Annotated in this window: 25 protein-coding genes; 10 read left to right on the top strand and 15 right to left on the bottom strand. The window is 72.2% G+C overall.

What is annotated here, in order from left to right:
* Window positions 1–3: 3 nt before the first annotated feature.
* The 13 genes from SPRI_RS08145 to SPRI_RS08090 all read right to left on the bottom strand — a co-directional run bounded on the left by SPRI_RS08145 (window position 4) and on the right by SPRI_RS08090 (window position 12,672).
* Complete coding sequence (locus tag SPRI_RS08145; protein ID WP_005310279.1) at window positions 4–912, bottom strand: ABC transporter permease; 909 nt, start codon at window positions 910–912, stop codon at window positions 4–6.
* Window positions 899–1,693 (bottom strand): ABC transporter ATP-binding protein, encoded by a 795-nt coding sequence (locus SPRI_RS08140; RefSeq protein ID WP_037773439.1) that lies wholly within the window; start codon window positions 1,691–1,693, stop codon window positions 899–901. The genes SPRI_RS08145 and SPRI_RS08140 overlap by 14 nt, the downstream gene beginning before the upstream one ends.
* 37 nt (window positions 1,694–1,730) lie before the next feature.
* Window positions 1,731–2,837 (bottom strand): ABC transporter substrate-binding protein, encoded by a 1,107-nt coding sequence (locus SPRI_RS08135; RefSeq protein WP_005310275.1) that lies wholly within the window; start codon window positions 2,835–2,837, stop codon window positions 1,731–1,733.
* 217 nt (window positions 2,838–3,054) lie between these two features.
* Window positions 3,055–4,395 carry a sulfate adenylyltransferase subunit 1 gene (locus SPRI_RS08125; RefSeq protein ID WP_005310273.1) on the bottom strand — a complete coding sequence of 447 codons (1,341 nt, stop codon included), beginning with the start codon at window positions 4,393–4,395 and terminating at the stop codon, window positions 3,055–3,057.
* Between the two features lie 2 nt (window positions 4,396–4,397).
* On the bottom strand, window positions 4,398–5,336 hold the full coding sequence (gene cysD, locus SPRI_RS08120) for a sulfate adenylyltransferase subunit CysD (RefSeq protein WP_005310271.1): 939 nt from the start codon (window positions 5,334–5,336) through the stop codon (window positions 4,398–4,400).
* Window positions 5,333–5,899 (bottom strand): adenylyl-sulfate kinase, encoded by a 567-nt coding sequence (gene cysC / locus SPRI_RS08115; RefSeq protein WP_050791441.1) that lies wholly within the window; start codon window positions 5,897–5,899, stop codon window positions 5,333–5,335. The genes cysD and cysC overlap by 4 nt, the downstream gene beginning before the upstream one ends.
* Window positions 5,899–6,600 (bottom strand): phosphoadenylyl-sulfate reductase, encoded by a 702-nt coding sequence (locus SPRI_RS08110; RefSeq protein ID WP_005310267.1) that lies wholly within the window; start codon window positions 6,598–6,600, stop codon window positions 5,899–5,901. The genes cysC and SPRI_RS08110 overlap by 1 nt, the downstream gene beginning before the upstream one ends.
* Window positions 6,597–6,776, bottom strand: coding sequence for a hypothetical protein (locus tag SPRI_RS36970; RefSeq protein WP_078951228.1), 180 nt, complete (start codon window positions 6,774–6,776; stop codon window positions 6,597–6,599). Before SPRI_RS36970 ends, SPRI_RS08110 begins: the two co-directional genes overlap by 4 nt.
* Window positions 6,773–8,470 (bottom strand): nitrite/sulfite reductase, encoded by a 1,698-nt coding sequence (locus SPRI_RS08105; RefSeq protein ID WP_005310263.1) that lies wholly within the window; start codon window positions 8,468–8,470, stop codon window positions 6,773–6,775. The genes SPRI_RS36970 and SPRI_RS08105 overlap by 4 nt, the downstream gene beginning before the upstream one ends.
* A 114-nt stretch (window positions 8,471–8,584) precedes the next feature.
* A complete protein-coding gene (locus tag SPRI_RS39850; protein ID WP_310650533.1) occupies window positions 8,585–8,668 on the bottom strand; it encodes a putative leader peptide in 84 nt (27 codons plus the stop codon).
* Window positions 8,669–8,807: 139 nt separating this feature from the next.
* The gene (locus SPRI_RS08100; RefSeq protein WP_005310261.1) at window positions 8,808–9,377 is read right to left on the bottom strand and encodes a GNAT family N-acetyltransferase; all 570 of its coding nucleotides are present in this window, start codon (window positions 9,375–9,377) and stop codon (window positions 8,808–8,810) included.
* 13 nt (window positions 9,378–9,390) lie between these two features.
* The gene (locus SPRI_RS08095; RefSeq protein WP_053557707.1) at window positions 9,391–10,668 is read right to left on the bottom strand and encodes a GAF domain-containing protein; all 1,278 of its coding nucleotides are present in this window, start codon (window positions 10,666–10,668) and stop codon (window positions 9,391–9,393) included.
* A 354-nt stretch (window positions 10,669–11,022) separates the two neighbouring features.
* Window positions 11,023–12,672 (bottom strand): acyl-CoA dehydrogenase family protein, encoded by a 1,650-nt coding sequence (locus SPRI_RS08090; protein ID WP_005310257.1) that lies wholly within the window; start codon window positions 12,670–12,672, stop codon window positions 11,023–11,025.
* A 17-nt stretch (window positions 12,673–12,689) separates the two neighbouring features.
* Here SPRI_RS08090 and SPRI_RS08085 point away from each other — a divergent pair, with 17 nt between their 5' ends.
* Window positions 12,690–13,829, top strand: coding sequence for a YihY/virulence factor BrkB family protein (locus SPRI_RS08085; RefSeq protein ID WP_053556818.1), 1,140 nt, complete (start codon window positions 12,690–12,692; stop codon window positions 13,827–13,829).
* A 781-nt stretch (window positions 13,830–14,610) separates the two neighbouring features.
* Complete coding sequence (locus SPRI_RS08080; RefSeq protein ID WP_053556817.1) at window positions 14,611–15,324, top strand: helix-turn-helix domain-containing protein; 714 nt, start codon at window positions 14,611–14,613, stop codon at window positions 15,322–15,324.
* On the opposite strand, the gene SPRI_RS08075 is transcribed toward SPRI_RS08080, so the two are convergent.
* Entirely contained in the window at window positions 15,264–15,656 is a 393-nt protein-coding gene (locus SPRI_RS08075) for a VOC family protein (RefSeq protein ID WP_053556816.1), read from the bottom strand. The genes SPRI_RS08080 and SPRI_RS08075 overlap by 61 nt on opposite strands.
* A 110-nt stretch (window positions 15,657–15,766) precedes the next feature.
* Between SPRI_RS08075 and SPRI_RS08070 the strand changes: the two genes are divergently transcribed.
* The 3 genes from SPRI_RS08070 (at window position 15,767) to SPRI_RS08060 (ending at window position 18,582) form a co-directional block, all read left to right on the top strand.
* A complete protein-coding gene (locus SPRI_RS08070) occupies window positions 15,767–16,468 on the top strand; it encodes a response regulator transcription factor (RefSeq protein WP_050791440.1) in 702 nt (233 codons plus the stop codon).
* Between the two features lie 5 nt (window positions 16,469–16,473).
* A complete protein-coding gene (locus SPRI_RS08065; protein ID WP_005310251.1) occupies window positions 16,474–17,589 on the top strand; it encodes a sensor histidine kinase in 1,116 nt (371 codons plus the stop codon).
* A 123-nt stretch (window positions 17,590–17,712) separates the two neighbouring features.
* A complete protein-coding gene (locus SPRI_RS08060; RefSeq protein WP_053556815.1) occupies window positions 17,713–18,582 on the top strand; it encodes a TroA family protein in 870 nt (289 codons plus the stop codon).
* A 138-nt stretch (window positions 18,583–18,720) separates the two neighbouring features.
* Here SPRI_RS08060 and SPRI_RS08055 read toward each other — a convergent pair whose 3' ends face one another.
* Window positions 18,721–19,608: an NAD(P)-dependent oxidoreductase gene (locus SPRI_RS08055; protein WP_005310245.1), complete on the bottom strand. Its 888-nt coding sequence runs from the start codon at window positions 19,606–19,608 to the stop codon at window positions 18,721–18,723.
* 49 nt (window positions 19,609–19,657) lie between these two features.
* Between SPRI_RS08055 and SPRI_RS08050 the strand changes: the two genes are divergently transcribed.
* The 5 genes from SPRI_RS08050 (at window position 19,658) to SPRI_RS08030 (ending at window position 25,727) form a co-directional block, all read left to right on the top strand.
* Window positions 19,658–20,008, top strand: coding sequence for a winged helix-turn-helix transcriptional regulator (locus SPRI_RS08050; protein ID WP_037776122.1), 351 nt, complete (start codon window positions 19,658–19,660; stop codon window positions 20,006–20,008).
* Between the two features lie 393 nt (window positions 20,009–20,401).
* Entirely contained in the window at window positions 20,402–21,451 is a 1,050-nt protein-coding gene (locus SPRI_RS08045) for an NADP-dependent oxidoreductase (RefSeq protein ID WP_182327852.1), read from the top strand.
* Window positions 21,448–22,509 carry a zinc-binding dehydrogenase gene (locus SPRI_RS08040; protein WP_005310238.1) on the top strand — a complete coding sequence of 354 codons (1,062 nt, stop codon included), beginning with the start codon at window positions 21,448–21,450 and terminating at the stop codon, window positions 22,507–22,509. Before SPRI_RS08045 ends, SPRI_RS08040 begins: the two co-directional genes overlap by 4 nt.
* Window positions 22,510–22,710: 201 nt before the next feature.
* Window positions 22,711–23,697, top strand: a complete 987-nt coding sequence (locus SPRI_RS08035) for a hypothetical protein (protein ID WP_037773437.1) — start codon at window positions 22,711–22,713, stop codon at window positions 23,695–23,697.
* Between the two features lie 107 nt (window positions 23,698–23,804).
* Window positions 23,805–25,727, top strand: coding sequence for an NAD-binding protein (locus SPRI_RS08030; protein ID WP_037773435.1), 1,923 nt, complete (start codon window positions 23,805–23,807; stop codon window positions 25,725–25,727).
* Window positions 25,728–25,942: the final 215 nt, after the last annotated feature.

Raw genomic sequence — 25,942 nt, 5'->3', positions numbered from 1 at the left:
CGGTCAGCTCCTGACGAGGAGACCGCGGCTGCGCAGGATCCACCGCTCCAGCGGACTGAAGACCAGCAGGTCGATGGCGATGCCGACGATCAGGATCAGAAGGATGGCGAGGAACACGCCCGGCATGTCGGCGTTGTTGCGGCCGTTCTCCAGCAACTGGCCGAGGCCGAGGCCCAGGTCGGGCGAGGAGGCGATGATCTCCGCGGCCATCAGCGAGCGCCAGGAGAACGCCCAGCCCTGCTTCAGTCCCGCCACGTAGCCCGGCAGCGCCGCCGGCATCACGATGTGCCAGGTGCCGCGCAGCCCGGTCGCGCCGAGCGTGCGGCCGGCCCGCAGGAACAGCGGCGGCACCTGGTCCACGCCGGACACCAGGCCGTTGGCGATCGAGGGGACCGCGCCCAGCAGGATGACGGCGAACATCATCGAGTCGTTCAGGCCGAGCCAGATCACGGCCGGCGGCACCCAGGCGACCGACGGCAGCGACTGGAGCCCCGACAGGATCGGACCGATCGCGGCGCGCACGAACTTCACCCGCGACACCAGCAGGCCGAGCGGCGTGCCGATGGCGAGCGCCAGCAGGAAGCCCAGCAGACCGCGGGAGACGCTGGTCCAGATGACCTCGAACAACGTGCCCTGAAGCCACATGTCGGACAGACCGTCCCACACCGTGGACGGTGCGGGCAGCTTGTAGTCCGGGGTGACCTCCGCCCACACGAGCACCTGCCAGGCCACCAGCACCAGCGCCACGGCGGTGAGCGGCGGCAGCACCTTCTTCAGCAGCACCTCGCGCACCGGCGTGCGGTTCACCTGCACCGCGTCGAGCGCGTCGAGGCCCGCCTCCAGCCCCGCCAGATCGTCGGACCTCGCCGCGCCCTTCCCGGTGGCCGTCCCGGTCGTGTCAGTGCTGGCCATGTCGGCGGATCTCCCCACGCAGTTCTTCGGTGATCTCGACGGACAGCTCCGCCACGGCGGGGTCCTCGATACGTCGCGGCTGGTCGATGTCCACGGTCCACTCACGCGCCACCCGCCCCGGCCGCGACGACAGCAGCACGACCCGCTGCGCCAGCCGCACCGCCTCACGGACGTTGTGCGTGACGAACAGGACGGAGACGTTCGTCTCCCGCCAGATACGGGTGAGCTCGTCGTGCAGCACATCGCGGGTGATGGCGTCGAGCGCCGCGAACGGCTCGTCCATCAGCAGCAGTTGGCTGTCCTGCGCCAGGGCGCGTGCCATCGCGACCCGCTGCCGCATACCGCCGGACAGCTCGTGCACCCGCTTGCCGTACGCGCCGCCGAGCCGCACCAGGTCCAGCAGCCGCTCCGCCTCCTGGCGCCGGGCGCCCTTCGGCACACCGCGCAGCCGCAGCGCGAGCTCGATGTTCTTGCCCGCGGTCAGCCACGGGAACAGCGCGTGCTCCTGGAACATCAGCGCCGGCCGCCCGCCCGGGGTCTCGATGGACCCCACGGTCGGCCGGTCGAGCCCGGCGACCAGGTTCAGCAGCGTCGACTTGCCGCAGCCCGAAGCTCCCAGGAGGGTGACGAACTCGCCCGGCGCGACATCGAGCGTGATGTCGTCCAGGACGAGCTGCGGCCCGGTGGGCCCGTTGAAGGACTTGGAGACATGCCCGATGCGAGCCGCGTACTCGTGCTCGACACCGACGCGGTCCTCGGCCTTGGCGATGGCAGTGGCCATGGTCGTCACCTCCTGGGAACTCGGCTGCTGTTACGGGTTACTTGACGCCGAGTCCGGCGTCGGAGACCTTGCCCCTGCCCTCGGCCGCGAGGACCTTGTTCAGCGGCCTCAGGTCGTAGATCCCGGCGAGGTCGGGCTGCTGGAGCAGGCCCGTCCGCACCGCGTGGTCCGCCTGCGCGTCGAGGGTGGCGGCCAGCGGGTCGTCGGTGAAGCGGATCGACTTCCACGCCGGGTCGATGACCTCGGGCGGCAGCGGCTTGCCGGTCAGCTCCTGGAGCTTCGCGTTCGCCGCTTCCTTCGCCTCGTCGGGGTTGGCGTTGATCCAGGCGTTGGTCTTCACCGTGCCGCGCAGCACCGCCTCGACGACCTCCGGGTGCTCGGCGAGGAACGTCTGCGACACGATGATGTTCGTGATCACGAACTTCTTGTCCGGCCACAGGTCCGACTCGTCCAGCAGCACCTTCGCACCGTCGCTCACCAGCTTCGACGCGGTCGGCTCCGGCACCCAGGCGCCGTCGACCGAACCGGACAGATAGGCGTTCGGGGTGACCTTGTTCTCGGTGCGGACCACGGAGACGTCGCCCTTGCCGGTCTGCGCGTCGACCTTCCAGCCCTGCTCAGCGATCCAGTTGAGGAACGCGACGTCCTGGGTGTTGCCGAGCTGCGGGGTGGCGATCCGCTTGCCCTTGAGGTCCCCCAGGCTCTTGATCTTCTCGGGGTTCACGACCAGCTTCACCCCGCCGGAGGCGGAGCCGCCGATGATCCGCAGGCTCTCGCCCTTGGACTTCACATAGCCGTTGATCGCCGGCGAGGGGCCGATGAAACCGATGTCGATGGACCCGGCGTTGAGGGCCTCGATCTCGGAGGGCCCGGCGTTGAAGGTCGAGGCGGACACCTTGGTGCCGCCCAGTTCCTTCTGGATGATGCCCTGCTGGTCACCGACCAGGGCGGTGGCATGGGTGAGGTTCGGGAAGTACCCGATCTTCACGGTGTCGAGACCGCCGGTCTTCTCGCCCTTGGCGGCGGGAGCGACCGAGTCGTCCTTCGCCTGGGAGCCGTAGCCGCAGGCCGTCAGGACGACGGCGAGGAGCGGAACGGCGGCGGCGGCGAAGCCGCGCCTCAGGAAGGTACGGGTGGCTGGCACGGGAGGATTTCCTCTCGTAGGCCCGGTCTCACGTCATCTGCGACGCTGCCGGGTCGGCGGCGGACAAGCGGGTCTTCGGCGGTGGGGGATGCGGGCGCGCATGCGGTGCGCGTACGTCATCGCGCACATCGCGCCACCCCGCCCGTGCCCGCGCCGAGCGCCCCGCTGCCCACGCGGCCGCCCTCCTTGGCGAAGGTCGAGTAGATGTCGGTCATCGTCAGAAGTCCCAGCCCTCGTCGTCCGCGGCGGGGGCCTTGTCCTCGGCGGCGAACGCGTCCCCGGCCATGCCGGCGGCGAGCGTGGTGCCGTCGGCCGGGTCGATCAGCAGGAACGAGCCGGTGCGGCGGGAGTGCGCGTACGAGTCGAGCGCCAGCGGCTCCGCGGTGCGGACCTTGACGCGGCCGATGTCGTTGGCGACGAGCCGGCCCGGCTCGGGGTGCTGGGAGAGGTCGTCGAGGGTGAGCCTGGAGGGGATCTCCTTGACGATCGCCTTGACCGTGCGGGTGGTGTGCTTGAGCAGCACCCGCTGGCCGACGGTGAGCGGCTCGTCCGCGACATGGCAGACCGTCGCCTCGATGTCCTGCGTGGTGGCGGGCGCGTCGTCGCTCGGGACGATGAGGTCGCCGCGGGAGACGTCGATGTCGTCCTCCAGCAGCAGCGTGACGGACTGCGGCGTCCAGGCCACGTCCACGGACCGGCCCAGCAGGTCGATCCCGGAGACCTTCGAGGTCCGGCCGGAGGGCAGGACGGTCACGGACTCGCCGACGCGGAAGGTGCCGGCGGCGATCTGCCCCGCGTAGCCGCGGTAGTCGGGGTGCTCGGCGGTCTGCGGGCGGATCACGTACTGCACGGGCAGCCGGGCGTGGCAGCCCGTCAGGTCGTGGCTGACGGGGACGGTCTCGAGGTGCTCGAGCACGGTCGGGCCGCCGTACCAGTCCATGTTCGCGGAGGGGTCCACCACGTTGTCGCCGGCCAGCGCCGAGATGGGGATGGCGGTGATCTCCGGGACGCCCAGCGAGGCGGCGTACGCGGTGAACTCCTCGGCGATCTTCGCGAAGACGGGCTCCGCGTAGTCGACGAGGTCCATCTTGTTGACCGCGAGGACCACATGCGGGACCCGCAGCAGCGCGGCGACGGCGGCGTGGCGGCGGGTCTGCTCGACGACGCCGTTACGGGCGTCGACCAGCACGACCGCGAGCTCCGCCGTCGAGGCGCCGGTGACCATGTTGCGGGTGTACTGCACATGGCCCGGGGTGTCGGCGAGGATGAACCGCCGCCGAGGGGTGGCGAAGTAGCGGTACGCCACGTCGATGGTGATGCCCTGCTCGCGCTCGGCCCGCAGGCCGTCGGTGAGCAGCGCCAGGTCGGGCGTCTCCTGGCCGCGGCTGCGGGAGGCGTGCTCGACCGCCTCCAGCTGGTCGGCCAGGACCGACTTGGAGTCGTGCAGAAGCCGCCCGACCAGGGTGGACTTGCCGTCGTCGACGGACCCGGCGGTGGCGAAGCGCAGCAGGGTGGTGGCGGAGAGCTGTTCGGCCAGCTGCTCGGTGGGGCTGGTCATCTTTAGAAGTACCCTTCGCGCTTACGGTCTTCCATCGCGGCCTCTGACAGCTTGTCGTCGGCCCGGGTCGCGCCCCGCTCGGTGAGACGGGAGGCGGCGATCTCCGCGATCACGGCGTCCAGCGTGGTGGCGTCCGAGTCGACGGCGCCGGTGCAGGACATGTCGCCGACGGTGCGGTAGCGCACCAGCCGCTTCTGCGGCGTCTCGGACTCCTTGGGGCCGCCCCACTCGCCGGCGGTCAGCCACATGCCGGACCGCTTGAACACCTCGCGCTCGTGGGCGAAGTAGATCTGGGGGAGTTCGATCTTCTCGCGCTGGATGTACTGCCACACGTCCAGCTCGGTCCAGTTGGACAGCGGGAAGACCCGGACATGCTCGCCGGGCGCGTGGCGGCCGTTGTAGAGCTGCCACAGCTCGGGCCGCTGACGGCGCGGGTCCCACTGCGAGAACTCGTCACGCAGGGAGAACACCCGCTCCTTGGCGCGCGCCTTCTCCTCGTCGCGCCGGCCGCCGCCGAACACCGCGTCGAAACGGTGCTGCTGGATGGCCTCCGTCAGCGGCACGGTCTGCAGCGGGTTACGGGTGCCGTCGGGCCGCTCGCGCAGCTTGCCGGCGTCGATGTACTCCTGCACCGAGGCGACGTGCAGCCGCAGCCCGTGCCGGGCGACGGTGCGGTCGCGGTACTCGAGCACCTCGGGGAAGTTGTGACCGGTGTCCACGTGCAGGAGCGAGAACGGCACCGGAGCCGGCGCGAACGCCTTCAGCGCCAGGTGCAGCATGACGATCGAGTCCTTGCCGCCGGAGAAGAGGATCACCGGGCGCTCGAACTCGCCCGCGACCTCACGGAAGATGTGCACGGCCTCCGACTCGAGGGCGTCCAGGTGGCTGAGCGCGTACGGGCTGTCGGTGCCCTCGCTCACGATGTCGACGCTGGTCGTCACAGCAGGCCCCTCTCTCCGAGCAGCGTGTGAACGGCTGCCGCTGACTCCTGCACGGTCTGGTTCTGGGACTCGATCCGCAGATCGGGCGTCTCGGGCTCCTCGTACGGGTCGTCGACCCCGGTCAGTCCGCTGATCTCGCCCGCGGCCTGCTTCGCGTACAGCCCCTTCACGTCCCGCTCCGAGCACACCTCGACCGGAGTGGCGACGTGCACCTCCACGTACGGCGTGCCTTCCCGCTGGTGGCGCTTGCGCACGGCCTCACGGCTGTCCGCGTACGGGGCGATGACCGGCACCAGGACCTTCACACCGTTGGACGCCAGCAGTTCCGCGACGAAGCCGATCCGCTGCACGTTCGTGTGCCGGTCCTCGCGGGTGAAGCCGAGGCCCGCCGAGAGGAACTCGCGGATCTCGTCGCCGTCGAGCAGCTCGACGCGGTGGCCCTCCGCGCGCAGCCGGCCGGCCAGCTCGTACGCGATGGTGGTCTTGCCGGCGCTCGGCAGACCCGTGAGCCAGATGGTGGCTCCGGTCACTTCCTTCTCCTGAATCTCCGGTGTGTACGTCATCAGCCGTGCAGCCCGCACTCCGTCTTGCCCCGCCCCGCCCAGCGGCCGGCGCGTGCGTCCTCGCCCTCGAGCACCCGGCGGGTGCAGGGCGCGCAGCCGACGGAGGCGTAACCGTCCATCAGCAGCGGGTTGGTGAGCACACCGTGCTCGGCGACGTAGGCGTCCACGTCGTCCTGCGTCCAGCGGGCGATCGGGGAGACCTTGACCTTCCGCCGCTTCTCGTCCCAGCCGACGACCGGCGTACCGGCCCGGGTGGGGGACTCGTCACGGCGCAGGCCCGTGGCCCACGCGTCGTAGGCGGTCAGGCCGTCCTCGAGCGGCTTGACCTTGCGCAGCGCGCAGCACAGGTCCGGGTCGCGGTCGTGCAGCTTCGGGCCGTACTGGGCGTCCTGCTCGGCCACCGACTGGCGGGGCGTGAGCGTGATGACGTTGACGTCCATCACCGCGTCCACGGCGTCGCGGGTGCCGATGGTCTCCTCGAAGTGGTAGCCGGTGTCGAGGAAGACGACATCGACGCCGGGCAGGACGCGGGAGGCGAGGTGGGCGACCACCGCGTCCTCCATCGAGGAGGTGACACAGAACCGCGGGCCGAAGGTCTCCGTGGCCCACTTGAGGATCTCGAGCGCGGAGGCCTCCTCGAGGTCCCGGCCCGCCTGCTCGGCCAGCGACTTGAGATCCCGCTCGGCCTGAACCGTCGTCATATCTCTTCCCCTCCACCGTCGTTGCGCTGAAGTCCCCGGGTCAGCAGACCGAGGAACTTCAACTGGAAGGCCCGATTGCACGCCGCGCATTCCCAGGCGCCGTGACCTTCTTCGCTGGGACGCAGATCCTCGTCGCCGCAGTACGGGCAGTAGAACGGCGCCGCCCGCTCGCTCACGACAGAGCCTCTTCCGAGGCGCGTGCCGCCCACGTCGCGAACCGCTCGCCGTCCTCGCGCTCCTCCGTGAAGCGCTTCAGGACCCGCTCGACGTAGTCGGGGAGTTCGTCGGAGGTGACCTTCAGACCGCGCACCTTGCGGCCGAACGCCGGGTCGAGACCGAGCGCGCCGCCGAGGTGCACCTGGTAGCCCTCGACCTGGTTGCCCTCGTCGTCCAGCACGAGCTGGCCCTTGAGGCCGATGTCCGCGGTCTGGATGCGGGCGCAGGCATTGGGGCAGCCGTTGAGGTTGATGGTGAGCGGCTCGTCGAACTCCGGCAGCCTGCGCTCGAGTTCGTCGATCAGGGCGGAGCCGCGCCCCTTGGTCTCGACGATGGCCAGCTTGCAGAACTCGATGCCGGTGCAGGCCATCGTGCCCCGCCGGAACGGCGACGGCGTGACCCGCAGATCCAGTGCCTCGAGGCCGGAGACCAGCGACTCGACCCGGTCCTCCGTCACATCGAGCACGATCATCTTCTGCTCGACCGTGGTGCGCACCCGGCCGGAGCCATGGGTCTCCGCCAGCTCGGCGATCTTGGTGAGGGTGGCCCCGTCGACCCGGCCGACGCGCGGCGCGAACCCGACGTAGAAACGGCCGTCCTGCTGGCGGTGGACACCGATGTGGTCACGCCACTGCTGTGCGGGCTGCTCGGGCGCGGGGCCGTCGAGCAGCGGACGCTTCAGATACTCGTCCTCGAGGACCTGGCGGAACTTCTCCGCCCCCCAGTCGGCGACGAGGAACTTCAGACGGGCGCGGTTGCGCAGCCGGCGGTAGCCGTAGTCCCGGAAGATCGAGACCACGCCCTCCCAGGCGGCGGGGACCTCCTCCAACGGGACCCAGGCGCCGAGGCGCACGCCGAGCTTCGGGTTCGTGGACAGGCCGCCGCCGACCCAGAGGTCGAAGCCGGGACCGTGCTCGGGGTGGTTCACGCCGACGAAGGCGATGTCGTTGATCTCGTGGGCGACGTCGAGCAGCGGCGAGCCGGAGACCGCGGTCTTGAACTTGCGGGGCAGGTTGGAGAAGTCCTTGTTGCCGATGTACCGGCGGTGGATCTCGTCAATGGCGGGGCTGCCGTCGATGATCTCGTCCGCGGCGATGCCCGCGACCGGCGAGCCGAGGATGGTGCGGGGCGTGTCACCGCAGGCCTCGGTCGTCGACAGGCCCACGGCCTCGAGCCGCCGCCAGATCTCCGGGACGTCCTCGATCCGGATCCAGTGGTACTGCACGTTCTGCCGGTCGGTGAGGTCGGCGGTGCCGCGGGCGAACTCCTGCGAGATCTCGCCGATGACCCGCAGCTGCTCGGTCGTCAGCCGCCCGCCGTCGATGCGCACGCGCAGCATGAAGAACTCGTCGTCCAGCTCCTCCGGCTCCAGGATCGCGGTCTTGCCGCCGTCGATCCCGGGCTTGCGCTGGGTGTAGAGGCCCCACCAGCGCATGCGTCCGCGCAGATCGGCGCCGTCGATCGAGTCGAAGCCCCGGTGCGCGTAGATCGTCTCAATGCGTGTCCGCACATTGAGACCGTCGTCGTCCTTCTTGGTCTGCTCGTTGCCGTTCAGAGGCGTGTGGTGCCCCATGGCCCACTGGCCCTCGCCACGGTGGCGTCCGGCCTTGCGGCGGGGCGTGACGGAGTCGGGCTTTTCAGGGCTGGCGGCCATGGTGATAGTCCTTCGAGACTGCAGGAGGGCGGCTCTGAGCTGCACACTCGCGGGAAGCGCGACGGTGCGCAGGGCGGGGTGAGGAAAAGTCGGAAGTGCGGCGGTGCTGAGCTCTCAGCAGGCCGGACAGATGGCGCTGGACATGCGGCCGAGGTCGACGTGCCGCCGACTCACCAAGGCAATTCCAGTGCTGGACATGACGGAAGCGTGTCATGGGACTTTGGACCCAGTCCACCTTCATCCAGAATGTGGACAACACTGTCCCGCATCGCGAGACAGTGTGTCATGGGTCACCGGAGAACGTACGCCGCGCCCCGCAAGGGGACGCGGAAGAGCGTCAGAGCGCGGCACCCGGCCAGGGGCCAGGAGCGGAGACCTCGGCCTCCTCCGTGACCTTCGTGTCGAAGACACGGAACCCGCGCCGCAGGTAGTTGTCCATCGCGTGCGGGCCGTCCAGGGAGCAGGTGTGCAGCCACACCCGCTTCGTCGGCGCGATGCCGGGCCACCGCTCCGCCAGGTCCCACGCGCGCGCCACCACGGCCGACAGGAGATGCCCGCCGATCCGGCGGCCGCGGAAGGCCGGGATCAGCCCGAAGTAGACGATCTCCACGACGCCGTCGTCCTGCGCCTCGAGCTCCACGTAACCGGCCGGCGTCCCCTTCTCGTACGCGACCCAGGTCTCGACCCCCGGGCGCTCCAGCAGCTTCTGCCACTCGGCGTACGTCATGCCCAGCCGGTCGGTCCACCGGACGTCCCCGCCGACCGCCGTGTAGAGGAACCGGCTGAACTCGGGCGAGGGCACCTCGGCCCGGACGACGCGTATGTCCTCCTCCGGGGCGGCCGCCGGCCGCTGGTCTTCGGGGGAGGTCTGTTCGAGGGACCAGGTGGTCACGGTGACGGTGCTCATGCGCGCCAGGGAATCACGGCACCGGCCCCCGGCGCACGGCCGGGGCGCTCGAGTGCGGCAGCAGGTCCGCCGGCCGCTCGGGCAGCACCAGCTCCACCTCGACCTCCTCCGCGAAGCGGTACGGCCGGTGGGCAAGGACCTGCGCGAGATGCCGCCGCAGCCGGGACATCTCGGCCCGGACGGTCACCGTCCGCGTCGGATCCTCGAAGATGTCCTGCGCCAGCTGGGCGGCCGACCGGCCTTCGCGATGTCTCGCCAGGACGTACAGCAGCTCGGCATGGCGCGGGCTGAGCTCGTGCGACCAGCTCCCCGAGGCGCCCGTGACGGTGACGCACGGCCGCCGCGGCCGGCTCAGGTCCAGCACCACCCGGCCCGGCTCCGCCTCCGGCGATGCCTCGTCGGGCCGGATCAGCCAGCCGCCCGGCAGCGGCTCCAGCGTGCACACACCGAGCGACGGCAGCCACAGCCGGCCGGCCCTGACCGACTTCGGCAGCGGCAGCCTGCCAGGCGGCGCCATGCCCGTCACCGCCGCCGGCCAGCCGTTCGCGTCCACCGCCACCGCCCGGCCGCCCAGCCGTCCCAGCAGCGGCGAGGCGACACTGCGGAGCCGGTCGAGCGCCTCGTGGTGGCGGTTGCGCAGCTCGGCCTCCGCGAGACGGGCCACCGAGGTGACCAGCGCCAGCGTCGCCGGGTGCATCGTGGAGAGCGGACCGCTGATGTCGACGACACCGATCAGCCTGCCGTCCCGCGGGTCGGTGATCGGCGCCCCGGCGCAGGTCCACGTGTGGTGGGTGGAGACGAAATGCTCGGCGGAGTGCACCTGCACGGGACGCCGGGACACCAGAGGAGTACCGACACCGTTCGTGCCGACCAGCTCCTCCTTCCAGTCGGCGCCCACCACGAAACCGTGCGAGTCGCCCTTGCGGAGGACGGCCGCGCTGCCCTCCCGCCACAGCAGCCGGCCCTCGGCGTCCGCGACGACCATGATGTGCTGCGCGCCCTCCGCCAAGGAGACCAGCCCCTCGCGCAGCACCGGCAGCACCTCCACGAGCGGCGAGGAGAGCCTGCGCCGCTCCAGCTCCTCCAGCGGAAGCAGCCCGGCCCTGCGGTCCCGGTCCGGGTCCAGGCCCCGGCGCAGCATCCGCTGCCACGACTCGTCGATGTCGGCGCGGGGCCCGACCTTCGGCCGGCGGCCGGACAGGGCGGCGTCCCGCACACCCTTCAGCAGCCGCAAGGCCTCGGCGGTGTCCATTGCCGCAAGCCCGGCCAGGTCGAGCGATGCATTCTTCACGGGGTCCTCCTCGGCGACGCCGGCGTCCGGTGTGCGGGGGTGGCCGACCCAATCCTCCACCCGCCCGGCCGCCGTGCGCCGCGTTATGCCACACAAGGATGCAACCCTTTGCAACCGTCGCGAAGGGGCGTGCGCGTGTACGAAGGTGACGGAACACCGGTTCGCCGGTGTGGGTGGTGCCGTGTCGGCGCAGCACCACCCGTCAACCGTCGCGGGTGCGGGCCGTCTTGCAGCGGCCCGCACCCGTTCGGTGTCTCCGGACGGCCGCATCTCCCGGAGCCGCACGCGGGCGCCCGGGGGACGGAACTCACACGGCCACGGGGCCGGCCCCCTCCACCGCGCAGGATCCTCGGCTCACACCACGGCGCGGGCACGCTCCACGATCGACGTCAGGTCCAGCGTGTGCGGAAGCGTGCCGAACACGGACCCGCCGTCGCCGCCGAGACGCGACGCGCAGAACGCGTCCGACACCTCCGGCGGGGCCCACCGCACCAGCAGCGACCCCTGCAGCACCAGCGCCATACGCTCCACCAGCCGGCGCGCCCGCGCCTCGATGCCGTCCAGATCCGCGAGCTCCGTCAGCAGCCCCTTGATCGCCCCGTCCAGCCGGTGGTCCGCACCACGCGCCCTGCCCACCTCCTGGAGGAAGGCGTTCAGCGCCGACGGCTCCCTCTGCAGCGCGCGCAGCACATCGAGCGCCTGCACATTGCCCGACCCCTCCCAGATCGAGTTCAGCGGTGACTCGCGCAGCAGCCGAGGCATGCCCGACTCCTCGACGTAGCCGTTGCCGCCCAGACACTCCGACGCCTCCGCGACCACCGGCGTGCACCGCTTCGCCACCCAGAACTTCGCCGCGGGGACCGCCAGCCGCAGGAACGCCCGCTCCTGCTCCGTGTCCGCGTCGTACGCCGCCGCCAGCCGCATCCCGAGCGTCGTCGCCGCCTCCGACTCCAGCGCGAGATCGGCCAGCACATTGCGCATCAGCGGCTTGTCGATCAGCAGCCCGCCGAACGCGCTCCGGTACGCCGTGTGATGGATCGCCTGCGCCACCGCCTGCCGCATCAGCGCGGCCGAACCGAGGACACAGTCCAGACGGGTCGCCGCCACCATCCCGGTGATCGTGCGCACCCCCCGCCCCTCCTCGCCGACCCGCCGCGCCCACGTCCCCTCGAACTCGACCTCGGCCGAGGCGTTGGAGCGGTTGCCGAGCTTGTCCTTCAGCCGCTGGATCCGGAAGACGTTCCGGCTGCCGTCCTCCAGCACCCGGGGCACCAGGAAGCAGGTCAGGCCGCCTTCCCGCGTCGCCGGCGCCGCCTGCGCCGACACGAGGAAACCGTCGCTCATCGGCGCCGAACAGAACCACTTGTGCCCCGTGAGCAGGTACTCGCCGTCCTGTGCCAGCGGCTCGGCACGCGTCGTGTTCGTCCGTACGTCGCTGCCGCCCTGCTTCTCCGTCATGCCCATCCCGAACAGGACCCCGCGCTTCTGCGACGCCGGCCGCAGACCCTCCTCGTACACGGTCGACGTCAGCCGCGGCTCCCACTCGGCCGCCAGCACCGGATCGGTACGCAGCGCCGGCACCGAGGCGTGCGTCATCGACACCGGGCAGCCGTGGCCCGCCTCGACCTGCGTCCACACCAGGAAACCGGCCGCCCGGCGGACATGGCCGCCCGGCCTGCCCCAGGCGTCCACCAGCCCCGCGGACACGGCACGGTCCAGCAGCCGGTGCCAGGCCGGATGGAAGTCCACCTCGTCGATCCGGTGCCCGTACCGGTCGTGCGTCCGCAGCCGCGGCGGATTCCCGTCCGCCTGCGCGCCCCACTCCTGGGCCTCCGCCGAGCCCGCCGCCCGGCCGAGCCCGGAAAGCTCCTCGCGCGCCGCGTCACCGGCCTCCGCCGCCACATGCCGGTCGACCGCCTCCGCGAGGGCGCGGTCGGCGGTGAACACGTCGTACCCCACCAGGGGCGGAGGCTGGTTGGTCACTGTGTGGGTGCTGGCTGCCATGCCGATACGGTAAGGAGGTGCAGGCAGCAAACGAAACACCCGAGCGGCCGTCGGGCCGGCTCCACCGGGCCCGAGTCCTCTACCGCAACGTCTCGAAGCGGAAGATGGTATGGCTGCTGCTGAAAGACACCGTCAATTCGTGCATCGAGTACCGCATTCTCGGCCTGGCGGCCGAGGCGGCGTTCTTCACACTGCTGTCCGTCCCGCCGCTGATGCTCGGACTGATCGGCCTCCTCGGCTACATCGACGACTGGACCAACACCACCACCGTCGCCTCCATCGAGGAGAACATCCTCACCGCCGTCGGCACCGTACTGTCCGACCGAGGCGTCAACGACATCGCCAAACCCCTCCTCGAGGACGTCACCCAGGGCGGCCGGCCCGACCTGATCTCCATCGGTTTCGCCATCGCCCTGTGGTCCGGGTCGCGGGCCGTGAACGTCTTCATCGACACGATCACGGTCATGTACGGGCTCGACGGGCACCGCGGCATCGTCGCCACGAGGCTGCTGGCGTTCCTGCTGTACATCGTCGCCCTGCTGATCGGTGCGGTCGTCCTGCCGCTCGCCGTCGTCGGCCCCGACCGGGTCGTGGAACTCATGCCCTGGGGCACGGAAGTCGTCCGGATCCTGTACTGGCCCGTCGTCATGCTGCTCTCCATCGCCTTCCTGACCACGCTCTACCACGTGTCCGTGCCCGTACGGTCCCCATGGGTAGAGGACATCCCGGGCGCCCTGGTGGCCCTCGGCATGTGGATCCTCGGCAGCTTCCTGCTGCGCATCTACCTCACCAGCCAGGTCGAAGGCCCGACGATCTACGGCTCGCTGGCCGCGCCCATCGCCTTCCTGCTCTGGATAGGCATCTCCGCCTTCGCCGTCCTCGTCGGCGCGGCGGTCAACGCCGCGATCGACCGGGTCTGGCCGTCGGTCGCCACGGCCGCGGCCCGCGCCGCGAACGAGCGGGCGCGCGCCGCCGACGCGGCGCAGCTGCTGGCACGGGCGCGGGCCGCGGAGATGTACGGCGACGCGGACGACGAGGAGGGCGGCGGGGACATGCCGTCCGAGTTCCCGGAGCGCTGGTCGAAGTTCCTGCCGGTGGACGACGTGCGGGCGCGTCTGCACACGACGAAGGAGAACGGCCGGGACGGCCGCGACTAGCTTTCCCGAGCGCTACGCCCGACGGCGGGCGCTGCGCTCCTGGCCCGGGGCGTGGCCCGGTCGGTGAGCGTGGCGCGCTCGGGGCGTTTCCGGGCGTGGCCCGGTCCGTGAGCGTGACGCGCTCGGGGCGTTTCCGGGCGTGGCCCGGTCCGTGAGCGTGACGGCTCGGGGCGTTTCCCGGGGCCCGGTCCGGCATGGGGGCGTTGCCCCTGCGGGGCTGGCTGCGCCGGTGGGGGTGCGGGTGGCGGGGCCTCCGGAGGGGACGCCCGGCATGGCTGTCCTCACCGCTCTCGCCCGGCACCGCCGCTCTCGCCCGGCACCGCCCTTCCCGGCCGGCACCGCCCTTCCCGGCCGGCACCGCCGCTCTCGCCCGGCACCGCCCTTCCCGGCCGGCACTGCCCCTCTCGCCCGCCCGCCCCTCTCGCCCGGCACCGCCCCTCCCGGCCGGTGGCCCCAGCAACGCCCCGCTTCCCCTCCGGCCAGGGTCGCCCCCTGTTCGTCCGGGGTCGGGACACCGGTGGCCGATCTTCGCCGGGGCGTGCGACGTGAAGCTGCTGTCCGCGGGGTGTCGGACGCGCAGTGCCCCCTTGTCGCCTTGGAGACCCCGGGGGCCCGGTCCTGTCCTCACTGGAGCGTGCGGCGCGAAGCCGCCGTTCCGGGGGTGTGGGGGCGGCAGCCCCCGCGGAAACCTTCCCCGCCCCGGACGGGGGGACGGGGCCCGCCCCGTCATGTACAGCGGAGGGGCGGAAAACGCCCCCGCAGGGGGCATAGCCTCGGAGGCATGTACGCGGAGCGCGCCTCGGTAGTCCCCGGGGCCGTCGTGTGGACGCGGAGTGCCGGGCCCGGTGCCAGGCCCGTGCTGCCCGACGGCTGTATGGACCTGCTCTGGTCCGAGGGGCGGCTGCTCGTCGCGGGGCCCGATACGCACGCGCACAGCACCGGCGCGGGCGGAGCCTGGGCGGGGGTGCGGTTCGCGCCCGGGAGCGCGCCCGCCCTGCTGGGGGTGCCCGCGCACGAGCTGCGGGACCGGCGGGTGGAGCTGGCGGACCTGTGGGGCGCCGCCGAGGCCCGCAGGCTCGCCGAGCGGATCGGCGAGGCACCGGACGAGGCGGTCGCACTGGAGGCGATCGCCCTGGAGAGGGCCGTGCCGCCGGACCCGCTGCTCGGGGCCGTCGTACGGCACCTGGACGCCGGCGGCACGGTCGCCGCGGCGGCCGAGGCGGCCGGGCTCGGCGCCCGGCAGCTGCACCGGCGGTCGCTGGACGCCTTCGGCTACGGCCCCAAGACGCTGGCCCGGATCCTGCGGCTGCAGCGCGCCCTGGCGCTGGTACGCCGCGGCGTCCCGTACGGGGACGCCGCGCACCGCGCCGGCTGCGCCGACCAGGCGCACCTCGCCCGGGAGATGCGCGCGCTGGCCGGGATCACGCTCGGCGCCTACGACAGGGCGGCGAAGAGCGAGACGCCGAGCCCGTCGGGATCGAGGACGACCGCGTAACGCTGCCCCCAGACGGCGTCCCAGGGCTTGAGGTGGCCCCGGTACCCGGCGGCGACGAGTTCGTCGTACAGCGCGTCGACCTCGGCGGCGCTGTCGCAGAGGAACGCCGGTGCCATCCGTTCGCCCCCGTCGGGGCGGGTCCAGTCGGGGTCGAAGGAGCGGACCGTCTCCTCGGTGTCCCACATCAGGCGCAGCCCGCCGGGCAGTACGGCCTCCGCGTGCGGCGCGGAGTCCGCCTCCGCGGGGATGTCGAGACCGAGGCGGCGGTAGAAGGCGAGTGAGGCGGCCATGTCGCTGACGACCAGGCCGATCGCGTCGAATCGTGGAGTCATGCCCACCAACGTAGGACCGGGCGGGCCGGAGGTCTTGAACGAATCGGACGTCACGGTTTCGTAAGGCGGCCCGGCCGGTGGGCGTCCCCGCGGGCGAGGACACTGGCACCATGCAGAGCATTCTGGTCGTGGACGACGACCCGACGGTCGCGGAGGTCGTCACCGGGTACCTGGAGCGCGCCGGCTTCGCCGTGGACCGTGCCGCGGACGGGCCGCAGGCGCTGCGGCTCGCGGCCGGGCGGCGGCCCGACCTGGTCGTGCTGGACCTGATGCTGCCGGGCATGGACGGCCTGGAGGTGTGCCGCCGGCTGCGCGCCGGCGAGCAGGCCCGGGTGCCGGTGATCATGCTCACGGCGCGGGGCGACGAGGACGACCGCATCCTCGGCCTCGAGGTGGGCGCGGACGACTACGTGACCAAGCCGTTCAGCCCGCGGGAGCTGGTGCTGCGGGTGGAGTCGGTGCTGCGCAGGGGCGGCGGGGGAGCGGGGGAACGGCGCGCCGGACCGGAACTGGCGGCGGCGGGCATCGTGCTGGACCCCGGTGCCCGGCGTGCGACGAAGGACGGGCATGAACTGGCGCTCACCCTCAGGGAGTTCGACCTGCTGGCCCATCTGATGCGGCATCCGGGCGAGGCGATCGGCCGCGAGCGCCTGATGCAGGACGTGTGGGGCTGGGAGTTCGGCGACCTGTCGACCGTGACCGTCCATGTGCGCCGCCTGCGCGGCAAGATCGAGGACGACCCGGCCCGGCCGAGGCTGATCCAGACGGTGTGGGGAGTCGGTTACCGCTTCGACTCGCCGGAAGAGGGCTGATCGCCGTGCGGGACATGCTGCTGATCGCGTGCTACGCCCTGATGGGCGCCGCCGCGGCCGGGATCGTCGGTGCCCTGGTGCTGCGGGTGCTGCGGCACCGCTCCGTCGTGGTGTCGCTGACCGTGGTCGCGGCGGTGACCGTCACCGCCATGCTGGCGGGCACCCTCGCGGTGGCGCAGGCGATGTTCCTGTCGCCGCACGACCTGACCGTGGTCACCATGGTCGTGGCGATGGCGGCCGTCGTCTCCCTGGCGACGGCCCTGCTGCTCGGCAGATGGGTCGTCGCACGCAGCCGTGAACTGGCCCTTGCCGCACGGTCGTTCGGGGACGGCGGTTCGTTCGCAGCGCCCGGCGTCCCTTCCACGGCGGAACTGGAGGCGCTCAGCAGGGAACTGGCAGCCACCAGCGACCGGCTCGCCGAGTCCAGGGAACGGGAACGCGCCCTCGAGACGTCCCGGCGTGAGCTCGTCGCCTGGATCTCCCACGATCTGCGCACGCCGCTCGCCGGTCTGCGCGCCATGTCGGAGGCGCTGGAGGACGGCGTGGTGCAGGACCCCGACCGCTACTTCCGTCAGATCCGCACCGAGGTCGACCGGCTCAACTCGATGGTCGGCGACCTCTTCGAGCTGTCCCGTATCCACGCGGGCGCGCTCGCGCTGACCCCGACCCGGATGTCGCTCTACGACCTGGTGGGGGAGGCTCTCGCGGGCGCCGACCCGCTGGCCCGTGAGCACGGGGTGCGTCTGGTCGGTGACGGCGTCGAGCCGGTCCCGGTCGAGGTCGACGGCAAGGAGATGACCCGGGTCCTCGCCAACCTGCTCGTGAACGCCATCCGCCGGACCCCCGCCGACGGCACGGTCGCCGTCGCGGCGGAACGGCGCGAGGACTGGGTGGTGCTCTCCGTGACCGACGGCTGCGGCGGCATTCCCGAGGAGGATCTGCCCCGCGTGTTCGACACGGGCTGGCGGGGCTCCCAGGCCCGTACGCCGCCTGCCGGCGCGGGTCTTGGCCTGGCCATCGTCCGCGGCATCGTCGAGGCGCACGCGGGCCGCGCGGAGGTGAGCAACGTGAGCGGTGGCTGCCGCTTCGAGGTGTCCCTGCCCGCCGCCGCGCCGCGCTGACCGGCTCCGTCCCGGAGAGCCGAAACAGCGGCGCCCGCGAGGCGTGAGGCGGCGGGCGGTGGGGCAGTCAAACGTGGACAGCGACACCACCGAACGACCGCTCGACGTGGGGGGCTCGGCCGCATGGCGCCACAATCGCACTGGGAGTTCTTCGACGACCGCGGGCGGCTGGCTTCCGCACCGCGCACCCCGGCCCGGACGGTCACCTACATACAGGCGGGCGCCGCGCTGTTCGACCACGGGCTCCTGCCGGCCGGAGTATTCGGCTCCGCCCACGACGGCGCGGGCCCCGACCCCGCCAAGTCCGGTGACCTGCCGCTGACCGAGGTGAGTTACCTCGGGTCGGGCCCGGGTGTCGACGCGGACGCCGTCCTGGCCGCCCGTCCGGACCTGGTGGTGGCCGTGGCGTACGGCTCCGACCAGATCTACGGCCTGGAGCCGGACACGGCCAAGTACCTGGAGGAACGCGTCCCGGTCGTCGTGCTCGACGTGGGCCAGGGGCGTTCGTTCGACGAGGTGCGTGAGCGGTTCGACGCGCTGGCGGGCTCTCTCGGCGCGGCGCCCGATCCGTCCGCCGCGGCCTCACTCGCGGCTGCCCGCGCGCGGTTGGGCGCCGCCGCGGCCGAGGCGGCCGGTGTGCGGGTCCTGGCGCTGTCGCCGGCGGGGCAGGACAGTGTCCATCTCGCCAGGCCCGGGGCGTGGTCCGATCTGCGGGCGCTGTCGGAATGCGGCGTCGGCCTGGCCGAGCCGGAACCGGGCGCCGGGATCAACTGGTCCACCACCGACTGGGCCGCAGCCGCCCGGCTGGAACCGGACGTGGTCCTGGTGGACGTGCGGGCCAACGCCTTCCCCGTCGAGCGGTTGCGGGGGGCGGCGCACTGGGACGAACTCCGGGACCGTGCCCGGCTCCTGCCGTGGAACCCGGAGATCCCGCCCAGCGCGTCCGCGCACGCACGCTACTTCGGAGCGGTCGCCGAAGTCCTCGGGGCATGAGGCGGGCGCGCCCAGGGGCCGGGACGCCGCCGGGAGACGGCTGCCGCTCCTGAGCGGCAGCCGCCGCAGCCGTGCCCTTCGGCCGGGCTGCCACTCGGGCGTGCCGATCGGCCGGGTGCCGGTCCCTCGCCCGTGTCCTCAGCGGCGGCCGAGGACTTCGGCGATGCGGACGAAACCGTCCGCGCCGTGTCCCAGTCCGACGGCGCGGCGTGCCATGCCCTCGGCGGCGCGCATCACGCCCGCGTCGATGCCGTGTGCCTCTGAGGTCTCGACGACATGGGCCATGGACGACACCGCCGAAGTGAGCGGGTTGCCCTCGCCGGAGAAGGTGCCGTCGTCCACTTCCCCGGCGACCTCCCCGAAGAGCGGTGGCAGGATCGCGCCGATGCCCTGGGCGAACGGCGCCAGTTCACGGGCGGTGACGCCTTCCGCACCCGCCACCGCGAGGGCGTGCGCATAGCCCGCCATCGCGGTCCAGAAGATGTCCAGCAACGCGATGTCGTAGGCCGCCGCCCGGCCGATGTCCTCGCCGAGGTGGGTGTGGGTGCCGCCCAGCGCCTCCCACACCGGCCGGTGCTCCTGGTAGAGCTCCTCGGGGCCGCTGTGGATGAACACCGCGGCCGGTGTCCCGATGGTCGTGGTCGGCGTCATGATCGCGCCGTCCAGATAGCGGATGCCGTGCTCCGCCGCCCACCGTGCGGTGTCGCGGGCCCGGTTCGGGGTGTCGGCGGTCAGGTTCACCACGGCGCGGCCCTTGAGTGCGTCCGTGACCGCGTCGCGCCGCAGCACGGCGTCCGCCGCGTCGTAGTTCACGACGCAGATTAGGGTCAGAGGGCTCGCGGCGACCGCCTCCTCGGGCGTCCGGGCGCCGGCCGCGCCCTGCTCGACCAGCTCGCGGTCCCTGCCGGGCGTCCGGTTCCAGACCGTGGTGGGCAGGCCCGCGTCCAGGAGCGCACGGGCCAGGGCACGGCCCATCGGCCCCAGGCCGAGGACGGTGACGGCAGACTGTTCGTAGCGCGATGACATGGCTCAACTCCTGTAAGTTTCAGGGTATATAGGGATGAACGGGGTGAAGATGACACGCAGTCGGTCCCAGGACACGGGTGTCTGCGGAGTGACCGCCGCGATCGCTGTGATCGACGGCAAGTGGAAGACGGCGCTGCTGTGGTTGCTGGAGTCCGGTCCGCAGCGCCCCGGTGAACTGCGCCGGCGACTGCCGGGCCTCAGCGAGAAGGTGCTGACCCAGGCGCTCCGGGAGATGGAGGCCGACGGGCTCGTGCACCGGGAGGTGCACGACGTGCTGCCGCTGAAGACGGTGTACTCCCTCACCGGCTTCGGCCGCGAACTCTCACAGGTGCTGGCCCCCGTCTCCGACTGGGGTCACCGCCGTCTGGAGAGGCTTGCGGAGGCCCGCTCGACCTCCTGAATTCCTCCCGTCCCCCTCCCGTCCGTCCGGATCCGGGCGCCCTTTCCGGCGCCCGTGATCAGATTCGCCTCGCGTGCATCCGGCGACAAGTACCCACAAAAAAGTGGCTATTACCTGGCCCCATGGGTGCGCGGAGGTCGGGCCCCGGCGCCGGACCCGACCCGCCGGCCGGGCACCGGGACCGGCTGCCGGGTGGCGTCAGTGCGCCGTGGCCGGGGTCCGCGGCGTATGTCGCACCGGAGTCCTCTTGTGCCGGGCGGGGCGCGCCCGTACGCTCACGACGACGTACCGACTGGCCGGTATGCCCGGTGGTGCGTCGGTACACGGCGACGGACAGCCTGCCGGCTGTGCCCGCCGGCCCGGATCCACCGCCGAACGCAGGAGCAGCCGGAGATGACCACAAGCAACCGCCAGGTGCGCCTGGCCGCACGTCCCGCGGGCGAGCCGCGGGACACCGACTGGCAGCACGTCGAGGAGCCCGTCGGCGAGCCGGCCGACGGGGAGTTCCTGGTGCAGGTCCTGTACCTGTCGATCGACCCGGCGATGCGCGGCTGGATGAACGCCGGCAGGTCCTACATCCGGCCGGTGGAGCTCGGTGAGGTGATGCGCGCCGGCGCGGTGGGCCGGGTGACCGCCTCCCGGCACCCCGGCTTCGCCGTCGGCGACCATGTGTCGGGCACCTTCGGCGTGCAGGAGTTCTGCCTCTCCGACGGACGCGGTGTCACCAAGGTCGACCCGGCCGCGGCGCCGCTGCCGACCTATCTCGGCACGCTCGGCATGTCGGGCCTGACGGCCTACTTCGGCCTCATCGACATCGGACGTCCAGAGCCGGGCCAGACCGTCGTGGTCTCCGGCGCGGCCGGAGCCGTCGGCAGCATCGTCGGCCAGATCGCCAAGATCCTGGGCTGCCGGGTCATCGGCATAGCCGGCGGTGAGCGCAAATGCCGTCTGGTGGTCGACGAGTTCGGGTTCGACGCGGCGATCGACTACCAGAGCGAGGACGTCCGCAAGGCGCTGCGCGAGCACGCCCCCGACGGCGTCGACGTGTACTTCGACAACGTCGGCGGCGACATCCTCGACGCCGTGCTGCTGCGGCTGGCGCGCGGGGCCCGCGTCGTCATCTGCGGTGCGGTCTCGCAGTACAACAGCACCCGGCCGCAGGGCCCCGCCAACTACATGTCCCTGCTGGTCAATCGAGCCTCCATGACGGGCATGGTGGTGTTCGACTACGCCGACCGCTACGCGGAGGGCATCGCGCAGCTCGCCGCCTGGCGGGCGGAGGGCCGGCTCACGTCGCTGGAGGACGTGGTGCCCGGAGGGGTCGAGGCGTTCCCGCGGACGCTGATGCGGCTGTTCCGCGGGGAGAACCACGGAAAGCTGGTTCTCGAGGTCGCGGATGGGCACAGTACAGGCACAGCCATAGGGGAGGGTGGGAGCCGGTGAAGGCGCTGACTTACCAAGGCCGTCATGACATCCGCTTCGAGGAGGTCCCCGACCCGGTCGTCGCCGCACCCACGGACGCGGTCGTCCAGGTCACCGCGGCCGGCATCTGCGGCAGCGACCTGCACATCTACGGCGGCAACCCGTTCAGCCCGGAGGTGGGCTACACGCCGGGGCACGAGTGCGTCGGCGTGGTCGTCGAGACCGGCGACCAGGTCACCCGTTTCAGGCCCGGGGACCGGGTCATGCTGCCCGCGTCGGTCGGCTGCACCCTGTGCCCGACCTGCGCGGCGGGGTTCACCGCCCGGTGCGAGCGCGCCAAGAGCCTGCTCGACCTCTGCTACGGCGTGAGCCCGCAGCTCCCCGGCAGCCAGGCCCAGGCCCTCGCGGTGCCCTACGCCGACATGAACCTGGTGGGCCTGCCGGAGGACATCTCCGACGAGGCCGCCGTGGTCCTCACCGACAACGCGCCCACGGCCTGGTACGGCTGCCGCCGCGCCCGCATCCGACCCGGCGAGACGGTGCTCGTCATCGGCCTCGGACCGGTCGGCATCATGACGGCCCAGTCCGCCTTCGCCATGGGCGCCGCGAGGGTGCTGGGTGTGGACCTCGTCGCCGAGCGTCGTGCCTTCGCCGCGACTATGGGCGTCGAGCCGGTCGAGGGGGCCGAGGCGGAGGACGTCCGGGCGGCCATCCGCGACATGACAGGGGGACGCGGCCCGGACGCCGTGGTGGAGGCCGTGGGCTCCGACGCGACCATCGAGCTCGCCCTCAGAGCCGTCCGGCAGGCCGGAAGGGTCAGTGTCGTCGGGGTCAGCCAGAACGAGGCCTTCCCCTTCCACATGGGGCTGGCCCAGGTCAAGGAGCTGGAGTTCGCCATCGGCCTGTGCTCCGTGCACTACGAGCTGCCGGCCCTCTTCTCCCTCACCCGCGCCGGCCGGATCACCCCGGAAGCCGTGGTCTCCCACCGCTTCGGGCTCTCCGAGGGCCCTGCGGCGTACGAACTGTTCAGCAGCCGCGCCGACGGTGTCCACAAGATCCTTCTGGATCCGTCCCGCTGATCGCCCTCGACGCCGCCGGCCGGGTCACGGCCTGGGCGGCGGCGTCGCTGTCGCAGGGGTGACGTCCCCGGAAAAGGTGCCCGGAAGAGGCGCCCGCCGATCCAGGCGGGCGCCTCTTCTTTCTCCCATTGCATACCCCCCATGGGTATCTGCTAAGGTGGCTCTCATACCCCCGCTGGGTATTTCTCCCGAGGAGACGTCATGAAGACCCCCATGAAGATCACCGCCTTCGCAGCCGCGCTCGCCGCCTCCTTCGGAGCCGCATACGGAGTGGGAAACGTGGTCGCGCCCGTCGACACGGCACCCCCGCCCGCCGCGCACTCCGAGCACCCGGCGACCGGCCGGGCCTCGGAGGAGCCCGGCGGCCACGGCCCCTCCGCCGCCGGTGGGCTGCAGATCTCCGAGGGCGGCTACACCCTCGACCTCGACACCCCGCGCGTCGTCGCCGGGCGGACCAGTGAACTGCGCTTCACCGTCCGCGACGGCGACGGCCGGCCCGTCACCGCCTACCAGCGCGAACACGACAAGGAACTCCACCTCATCCTCGCCTCGCGCGACCTCGGCACCTACCGCCACCTGCACCCCACCAGGGCCGCGAACGGCACCTGGAGCATCGACGCCGACCTGCCGAAGGCGGGGGACTACCGCCTCTTCGCCGACTTCACCCCGGCCGCCGAGGGCGCGAAGAACCTCACCCTCGGCGCGGACCTCGCGGTCTCCGGCGACTACCGGCCCGCCCCGCTGCCCGCCGCCACCAAGGTGGCGAAGGTCGACGGCTACACCGTCACCCTCGACGGCGCCCTGCGCCCCGCGAAGGCCGGCGAGCTGAAGCTGAGCGTCTCCCGCGACGGCCGCCCGGTCACCGACCTCGAGCCGTACCTCGGGGCGTACGGACACCTGGTGGCGCTGCGCTCCGGTGACCTCGCCTACCTCCACGTCCACCCCGGCGGCGAACCCGGTGACGGCACGACCCGCCCCGGCCCCGAAGTGACCTTCACCGCCACGGCCCCGAGCCCCGGCGCGTACCGGCTGTTCCTCGACTTCAAGCACGAAGGCAAGGTCCGCACCGCCGCGTTCACCGTCGTCACGGCGGACGCCCCCGGCCAGGGGACCGACACGCGGCAGAACACGCCGGGGAACACGGAGGAGAGCCATGACGGGAGCGAGGACGGGCACACGCACGAGTAGGCCCGAGGACCCCGCGGCGCAACCGGCCGGTGGGGCAGGGCAGTCTATGGGGCGTGTCCTCCTCCTCACTCCCTCATCAGGCGCAACCCCCCACCGCCCAGGGCCACATGATCGTGTGTGGGGACGACGCCCTCGTCCACCGGCTGGCCGGCGAACTCCGCGAGGTGTACGGCGAGCGGGTCACCCTCGTCGTACCGGCCGCCCAGGCCTCACGGAGCCCTGAACTGCCCCTGTCCGGGCGGGTCAGGGCCTCCGCCCTGTTCGGCCGGATGTCCGCCGTCATGACCAGGGCCGTCGGCACCACCGTGCCCACCGCTCCGGGCGACACCCCGCCGCCCGATCTGCCCAGGGTCATCGAGACCCTGGAGCTCGACGAGGCGGTACTCCTCGAAGCCGGCGTCGGCCGGGCCGCCGCACTGGCCCTGGTCCACGACGACGACGAGACGAACATCCGGGCCGCGCTCGCCGCACGCAGACTCAACCCCCACCTGCGGCTGGTGATCCGGCTCTACAACCGCAAACTCGGCCAGCACCTCACCGAACTCCTCGACCAGGCCGCCGCGCTGTCCCTCCCCGGCCTCACCGGTCAGGCGCTGGACGCCTCGACCACCGTGCTCTCCGACGCGGACACCGCGGCCCCCGCGCTGGCCGCGACCGCCGTCGCCGGCACCAGCAAGATCGTCCAGGCGGACGGGCTGCTGCTGCGGGCCGTCGAGCGCACCCCGCCCGCCCGCGGTGAGGTCGCCGACCCCGGCCTGTGCACGCTCGCCCTGCTGTCGTCCACCACCAACGACCCCGCCGGCGCCGAGGGTTCCGACCGGAGCGGACAGGAAGGGCCACGCCTGCTGCCCGACGACCGGAGCGTCGCCGAGGCCACCGGGCGAGGCACCGTCGTCCTCGAGGCCATCTCCCACCGGGCGGGGAGCGGTGGACCGGGTCCCCTCGCCGGCCGGAGCGTCCCCCTCGGCCGGCTGTTCTCCCGGCGGCTGCGCTGGTCGCTGGCCGGTCTCGGCGCCGTCGTCGTCGCCCTGGCCGTCGCCTCATGGATCACCACGGGAGACGACCCGCTGCACGCCACGTACCTGGTCCTGCTGGACCTGTTCGCCATGGGCGACCCGGCGACCGGCGCCGACGCCGACCGGCAGGTCCTGCAACTCCTCACCGGACTCGCCGGTCTGATGCTGCTGCCGCTGACGGTCGCGGCGGCACTGGAGGCCCTCGGCACCTTCCGCAGCGCCTCCGCACTGCGCCGCCCGCCGCGCGGCCTGTCCGGTCACGTCGTGCTGCTGGGGCTGGGGAAGATCGGCAGCCGGGTGCTGATGCGCCTGCGCGAACTGGGCATCCCCGTCGTCTGCGTCGAGGAGGACCCCGAGGCTCGCGGCATCGCCCTCGTCCGCCGGCTGCGGGTGCCCACCGTGATCGGTGACGTGACCGAGGAGGGCGTCCTGGAGGCCGCCAAGATCCACCGCGCGCACGCGCTGCTCGCCCTCACCAGCGTCGACACCACGAACCTGGAGGCCGCGCTCTACGCCCGCTCCGCCAAACCCGACCTCCGTGTGGCCCTGCGCATCTACGACGACGACTTCGCGACCGCCGTCTACCGGAGTCTGCGCGCCGCGCACCCCGACGCCCTGACCCGCAGCCGCAGCGTCTCCACGCTCGCCGCGCCCGCGTTCGCCGTCGCCATGATGGGACGCCAGATCCTCGGCGCCGTACCGGTGGAGCGCAAGGTGCTGCTCTTCGCCGCCGTCGACGTGGCCGGACACCCCCGACTGGAGGGCCGCACCGTCGCGGAGGCGTTCAGGCCCGGGGCCTGGCGGATCGTCGCCCTCGACGCGACGGAGCCCGACGAAAGGCAGCCGGACCTGGCGAACGCCCGCCGCGACCACGAGGGCAACCCCACCGGGCTGGTGTGGGACCTCCATCCCGGATACGTGCTCAGGCCCCAGGACCGGGTCGTCGTCGCCGCGACACGGCGGGGGGCCGCAGAACTCCTCGGACGGCGGCCGCAGTTGCGGACGGGCGAGTGAGAATGCCCTGTTCGGTGGGTAGTTCATCATTCGCGGCAATTGTCCTGCGGTAGAATTCTTTACCGAGTCATTGCCATGCTCCTGGAGCGAACGCAATGCGTGTCAACGGCAGGAGTGTGTGCCGGCGCCCATGAGGTGCCGGCCGGGCGGGGGGTGGGAGATGGCGCACGGCAGCCATGCCCGCGGCCCGTCGGTGACGCTCGTGCCTGCGGCGA

Origin of the sequence: Streptomyces pristinaespiralis (assembly GCF_001278075.1) — a bacterium.
In the GTDB taxonomy this organism is placed as follows: domain Bacteria; phylum Actinomycetota; class Actinomycetes; order Streptomycetales; family Streptomycetaceae; genus Streptomyces; species Streptomyces pristinaespiralis.
The sequence above is the reverse complement of the archived record's forward strand: the minus strand, read 5'-3'. Positions and strand labels throughout refer to the sequence as shown.